The organism is Caulobacter sp. B11, from assembly GCF_002737765.1.
Classification (GTDB): domain Bacteria; phylum Pseudomonadota; class Alphaproteobacteria; order Caulobacterales; family Caulobacteraceae; genus Caulobacter.
Map to the genome: position 1 here is coordinate 1 of NZ_PEGG01000104.1, position 5,392 is coordinate 5,392.

The following is a 5,392-nucleotide window of genomic DNA, read 5'->3' on the forward strand; positions in this document are numbered from 1 at the left end:
CTGGACGACATCCCGGCGCTGGCCGTGACCGATGAAGACGCCTTCCGGCTTGCGCAAGGACGCGCCATCGTTCTGCTCCCAAGGCAGGTGGAATCGTTGAAAACCGAGCTCACGCCCGGTGATCGCACCGTTTCCGCCATGCTCGACGGCAGGTTGGTGGCCTTGTGCGAGATGCGCGCCGGAAAGCTCAATCCGGTTCGGGTCTTCCAACTCACCTGAGCGGAGACATCCCGATGTCGATTACTGCCGAGCGCAAGACCGCGCTTATCGCCGAACACGCCCGCACCGAAGGTGACACGGGCAGCGCTGAAGTCCAGGTCGCGATCCTGTCAGAACGGATCGCCAACCTGACCGAGCACTTCAAGACCCACAAGAAGGACAACCACAGCCGTCGTGGTCTGTTGATGATGGTTTCCCAGCGTCGCAGCCTCCTCGACCACCTGAAGAAGTCCGATGTCGGTCGTTACACGACCCTCATCGAAAAGCTGGGTCTGCGCCGCTAAGGCGCACTTCGGCCGCTCTGCTCCGGCAGAGCGGCCGAACGCTTTTATGGAGCGTGACAGTCGAAGGCGAAATCTGGCGAAAGTGGATTCCGGTTTCGACGCCCGTCACGCGACAATGTTTAGAGGCTCCCGTTTCAAGACAGGCCGAAACGAGAGTTGCTGCGGATCCGCCTCATGCGGCTCCGAACACGTAAGCCGGAGATCACGATCCCCGGACGCCTGTCGCACTGGATGAGGAATACTCGGGACCGCCCTTCGGCCGCCCGCCCCTGTCCGTCCTGAAGGAAATGGGTCCTTCGGAACCGAAAGAAGCAAAAATCATGTTCGAAATCATGCGCAAGACGATCGAGTGGGGCGGCAAGACGCTGGTCCTCGAAACCGGTCGTATCGCCCGTCAGGCTGACGGCGCCGTTCTGGCCACCATGGGCGAAACCGTCGTCCTGGCCACCGCCGTGTTCGCCAAGAAAGCCAAGCCCGGCCAGGACTTCTTCCCCCTGACCGTCAACTACATCGAGAAGACCTACGCCGCCGGCAAGATCCCGGGCGGCTTCTTCAAGCGTGAAGGTCGTCCGTCGGAAAAGGAAACCCTGGTTTCCCGCCTGATCGACCGTCCGATCCGCCCCCTGTTCGTCAAGGGCTTCAAGAACGAAGTCCAGGTCGTCTGCACCGTGCTGCAGCATGACCTCGAGAACGATCCCGACATCGTCGCCATGTGCGCCGCCTCGGCCGCCCTGGTGATCTCCGGCGCCCCGTTCATGGCCCGATCGGCGGCGCCCGCGTCGGCTATATCAACGGCGAATATGTGCTGAACCCGACGCTCGACGAGCTGAAGGAAAGCAAGATGGACCTCGTCGTGGCCGGCACCGCCGAAGCCGTGATGATGGTCGAATCCGAAATCCAGGAACTCTCGGAAGAGATCGTCCTGGGCGGCGTCTCCTTCGCCCACAAGTCGATGCAGGCCGTGATCAACGGCATCATCGAACTGGCCGAACACGCCGCCAAGGAGCCCTTCGACTTCAAGCCGGAAGACACCGACGCCCTGAAGGCCGAAGTGAAGAAGGCCGTCGGCGCCGATCTGGCCGACGCCTACACCATCCGCGCCAAGGGCGACCGCGTCGCGGCCCTCTCGGCCGCCAAGTCCAAGGCCGTCGACACCTTCGCCAAGAGCGACACCAACCCGGCCGGCATCGATCCGCTGAAGCTGATCTCGGTGTTCAAGGAACTGGAAGCCGACATCGTCCGTCGCTCCATCCTCGACACCGGCATCCGCATCGACGGCCGCACCGTCGACAAGGTCCGTCCGATCCTCGGTGAAGTCGGCATCCTGCCGCGCACCCACGGTTCGGCCCTGTTCACCCGCGGCGAAACCCAGGCGATCGTGGTCGCCACCCTGGGCACCGGCGACGACGAGCAGTTCATCGACGCCCTGGAAGGCACCTACAAGGAAGCCTTCCTGCTGCACTACAACTTCCCTCCCTTCTCGGTCGGTGAAACCGGTCGGATGGGCAGCCCCGGCCGCCGCGAAATCGGCCACGGCAAGCTGGCCTGGCGCGCCCTGCGCCCGATGCTGCCGGCCAAGGAAGACTTCCCCTACACCATCCGCCTGGTCTCCGAGATCACCGAGTCGAACGGCTCGTCCTCGATGGCCACGGTCTGCGGCGCCTCCCTGGCCATGATGGACGCGGGCGTTCCGCTGATCCGTCCGGTCTCGGGCATCGCCATGGGCCTGATCCTCGAAAAGGACGGCTTCGCCGTTCTGTCCGACATCCTCGGCGACGAAGATCACCTGGGCGACATGGACTTCAAGGTGGCCGGCACCAGCGAGGGCCTGACCTCGCTGCAGATGGACATCAAGATCGCCGGCATCACCGAAGAGATCATGAAGCAAGCGCTGGCCCAGGCTAAGGGCGGCCGCGAGCACATCCTCGGCGAGATGAACAAGGCGATGGACGCGCCGCGCGAAGAAGTCGGCGACTACGCGCCGAAGATCGAAACCATCACCATCCCGACCGACAAGATCCGGGAAGTGATCGGCACCGGCGGCAAGGTGATCCGCGAGATCGTCGCCACCACCGGCGCCAAGGTCGACATCAACGACGAAGGCACGGTCAAGGTTTCGGCTTCGGACGGCGCCAAGATCAAGGCCGCCATCGACTGGATCAAGTCGATCACCCAGGAAGCTGAAGTCGGCGCGATCTATGACGGCAAGGTCGTCAAGGTCGTTGATTTCGGCGCCTTCGTGAACTTCTTCGGCGCCAAGGACGGCCTCGTCCATGTCAGCCAGATCAGCAACGAACGCGTCGCCAAGCCGCAGGACGTGCTGAAGGAAGGTCAGATCGTGAAGGTCAAGCTTCTCGGCTTCGACGATCGCGGCAAGACCAAGCTGTCGATGAAGGTTGTCGACCAGGTGACCGGCGAAGACCTGACCAAGAAGGAAGCGGCGACCGAAGAGGCGTAAGCCTTTTCAGCGTCCTTTCCGGATGAAATGCAGCGGGCGGCTCCGAAAAGGAGCCGCCCGTTTTGCGTTTGGGGGTGTGGTGCGTCCTTCGAGGCCCGCTACGCGGCGCCTCAGGATGAGGAGCTTTGTTGCTCTGAACACCTCATCCTGAGGTGCGCGCTCCTGAGCGCGCCTCGAAGGACGCAGGGTGGTTGCTGTCGTCGTCACCTACCTAGGGCTTCCAGACGATCGGGGCCTTCCACGTGAGGCGCATCGCCCCGCTCCAGTGCTCGTTGCTTTCCTTGGGAGCGACCTTGAAGCGCCGATCAATGAACGCTCGATGGCTTTCGTCCGAACCGATTACTTGATGATCGGCTTGCCTCACTACTGCGTCGTTGAGCGCCCGCTGCATCCGGTTTCCCTGGGACACAAAAGCCTCAAGAACGCGAAGATCGTTCACGGCTATAAACATCGTCCTCGGTCCAACGGGGACAATCAGGAATCCTTCGAGTTGGCGTAGTCCGTTCGACATCATGACCGGGTCATCGCTCAAAAGGAGGCTATGCTTGGGGTCTCCAAATTCGATGAACCGCCAATGCATGCTGTTGAGGTAGGTGCCGATGGCGGCATTGTCGATCATCGACGCGATTAGCTTTGCCTCGCTCTCGTCAGTGAGCGATGTACCGGCTGCCCTGCGATATTCTTCGTATGTCGGTGGGTCGTCTGGGCTTTTCATTGCGCTATAGCGAGCCTCGATATCGGCCCATGTGGCCTCGTCGTTCTCGCGGACTTTCTTTCGCAAATGAGCGACGGCTCTTGGATTCCGATAGATGAGCGACATGACAAAACGCGTCCACCCGTCGTGCAGCTTCGGGTCTTCGGGACGCTTGCCGTGTTCCTCAATATACCTGAGTGCTTCTGCTGCAAGCGTATCAAGCGGGGTCATAAAGCCGCTTTCCAAAGCTTGCTTTGCGACGGGGTCCTGTCGGCTAGGAACGGAATAGAGACCAGGCACGAACCCGGCCTGACTTGGGTAAACCCTTTTAACGTCCAGCTTCTGATAGGGGCGAGTGAAGCGCCACACCAAAGGGTCGGCGTCAGCCGTCCAGCGCTTCTGAAAAAACTCCGGTAGGTAATGGTGATCAAGAGGGATCGACATGCGGGCTCCGTCACTTGCAGTTCCAGCTTAGCTCTTGGCCGCTGTGAACCGAAATGGCCCCGCCTTCCAAGCAGGCCGCCCGCCGACCTCCAGGGTCGGTGCGATCCTTAAATCTCTTGGAGGCTGCAGCGTGCTGGTCTGGAAAGGTCAGTCAAGGACCGCCTCCGGCGGCCGCGACGCGGCGACGCGGCGCGTCGTCCTTGAGTGACCTTTCCAGACCAGCGATCGTCTCGCCGTGAGATGTAAGGACAGCTCCGCCCGCGAGGGGCGGCGGCTTCGCTTTCAGGCCCGATAATCCTCCGTCATCCCGGGACTTGTTCCCGGGACCCATCCCTTCGCCACACGGGCGGTGCAGGCGTGATCGAGGGCCGTGCGGCTGAACCCTGGGTCCCGGGGACAAGCCCCGGGATGACGGGGTTTGTAGCGGCGAGGGCGGGACTCCCTCCGGCGCGGACGCCGCCCGGGATGACAAGGATTCCTGGCGCGAGCCATGGGGATCGGCCGTCCTCCATCCCCGGGGAACGGCGAACAAACCTCAATTCAATCAAGGTTCTAAAAATAGAACGAGCGCGCCTGTCAGACGCGCTCAAACCGGCCGTAGACTTCTCCTCGCTCCATCGCGAGGGGAGGGCGTCCAGCTGGCGACCGAACGCGCGGTGGGGGCGGTTGAGCGGGTTCAAGAGGACAGGGGACGTAAACCTGTCCATCGGAGGAAGGCCAAAGCCTCCGCCCGTCCGAAGGTCCGCTCCGGGGCCGCCGGGAGAAACCTGACTTGCAGCCTATGGCTGGGTCCGGTTTCGAAGGCGGTTGTCCGGATGGGGTAAAGGGTTGAACCAGACCCGCGCGCCCCGGCCAGAGGAATAACAATCGCGCGGAGCGCTCCGGCCCCGACCGAAACGGTACTCCCACTATCCTCATCCGGGCCTGGCCCGGACGCTCCGCCGCCTCCCCAACTCGCCGGTGAAAATCGGCGAGGCCGCCAACCCGTGTCTAGCCCTTCGGCGTCACCCGCACGGCCACATTGTCGGGCGTGCCATTGCCGCCGCGACAGGCGGCCGGCTTGAACGCCAGGTCCAGGCAGACCCAGACCTCGGTCAGGCGATTGTCCTTCTTGACCCGCACGTTCAGGCCGTCGCGGGTCAGGCCGCGATTGCGCTTGAGGAAGGCGTCGCGCACCTGGCCGGCGGTCATCCAGTCGCCGGACGGGCTTGAGGTCGGGCACGTTGAGGGTCTCGCGCACCGCCCGGCCTTGGCGAAATAGGCTCGGGCGTGGCCCATTCGCAGGTGCCGTGC

General features: G+C 62.9%; 2 protein-coding genes and 3 pseudogenes. 3 read left to right on the top strand and 2 right to left on the bottom strand.

Features of this window, described 5'->3' with window-relative positions:
- The 3 genes and pseudogenes from CSW58_RS05760 to pnp all read left to right on the top strand — a co-directional run.
- Positions 1–219: pseudogene (locus CSW58_RS05760) on the top strand (tRNA pseudouridine(55) synthase TruB); the annotation flags it as partial.
- A gap of 14 nt (positions 220–233) precedes the next feature.
- Positions 234–503 carry a 30S ribosomal protein S15 gene (gene rpsO / locus CSW58_RS05765; RefSeq protein WP_099446642.1) on the top strand — a complete coding sequence of 90 codons (270 nt, stop codon included), beginning with the start codon at positions 234–236 and terminating at the stop codon, positions 501–503.
- A 320-nt stretch (positions 504–823) separates the two neighbouring features.
- Positions 824–2,961 (top strand): annotated as a pseudogene (gene pnp / locus CSW58_RS05770) (polyribonucleotide nucleotidyltransferase).
- A gap of 211 nt (positions 2,962–3,172) precedes the next feature.
- Here pnp and CSW58_RS05775 read toward each other — a convergent pair.
- The gene (locus tag CSW58_RS05775; RefSeq protein ID WP_099446643.1) at positions 3,173–4,099 is read right to left on the bottom strand and encodes a DUF4238 domain-containing protein; all 927 of its coding nucleotides are present in this window, start codon (positions 4,097–4,099) and stop codon (positions 3,173–3,175) included.
- Positions 4,100–5,089: 990 nt separating this feature from the next.
- A pseudogene (locus CSW58_RS05785) lies at positions 5,090–5,392 on the bottom strand (ribonuclease T); the annotation flags it as partial.